The sequence below is a fragment of the Arthrobacter sp. HMSC06H05 genome, assembly GCF_001807395.1.
Lineage (GTDB): Bacteria > Actinomycetota > Actinomycetes > Actinomycetales > Micrococcaceae > Pseudoglutamicibacter > Pseudoglutamicibacter albus.
On record NZ_KV788992.1, the window covers coordinates 1 to 738 of the forward strand.

Annotated in this window: 1 pseudogene; it reads right to left on the reverse strand. The window is 54.9% G+C overall.

The features are described from left to right. Nucleotides 1–551: pseudogene (locus tag HMPREF3160_RS09890) on the reverse strand (helix-turn-helix domain-containing protein); the annotation flags it as partial. Nucleotides 552–738 lie beyond the last annotated feature (187 nt).

Genomic DNA, 738 nt, shown 5'->3' on the forward strand with positions numbered 1-738 from the left:
CACCCAGCCTTGGTTGCGCAGGTCAAGTAGCACCCTCCGGTAGCCGTAGCGATGCTTGTTCCGTTCGAAGCACTCCCGGATCGCGTCTTTGAGTGCCGCGTACTTATCCGGTTCGTTGAGGCGTTTCTGGTGGTAGAAGAACGTCGACCTCGGCATGCCTGCCGCATCCAAAAGGTATTGCAGACGATGCTGTGACTTGAGGATGACGATCGCCTGGACTTTCAGGCGTGTCCCTGGTTCCTCAAGTCCCGCAATTTTTTGAGATACGCGTTTTCCGCTTCCAACCGTGCGATCTGACGGCGCAGCTTGTCTTCTTCTGTAAGCCGCTTCGGTGAGGCCGAGCCTTTGGGTCTGCCCTTCGGCTTCGGTTTCAACGCGTCATCGCCGCCTTGACGCCATTTCTGGGACCAATCTTTGACGAGTTTGTCTGACGACAGGCCAAATTCACGGGCAAGATCCATCTTTGTCTCGCCGGCAAGGTGGCGTTGGACAACTTCCTTCTTGATCTCGAACGAGTACTGCTGCTTTGTCGGTTTCTCCACAAGACATAGCCTGCCATGCAGCTGAAACCGACGACGCAGCGTACGGACGGCGTATTTGGAGACACCAAGAGTCTTGGCAGCGGCTGTATAACCCATGCCTTGCTCGAAACACTCAACCAACTGCTCACGCTGATGTTCGCTCAGCGAACTTCGTGCTCTCAATGAAAACTGCTCCCCACTAGTCGGTAACTGATTT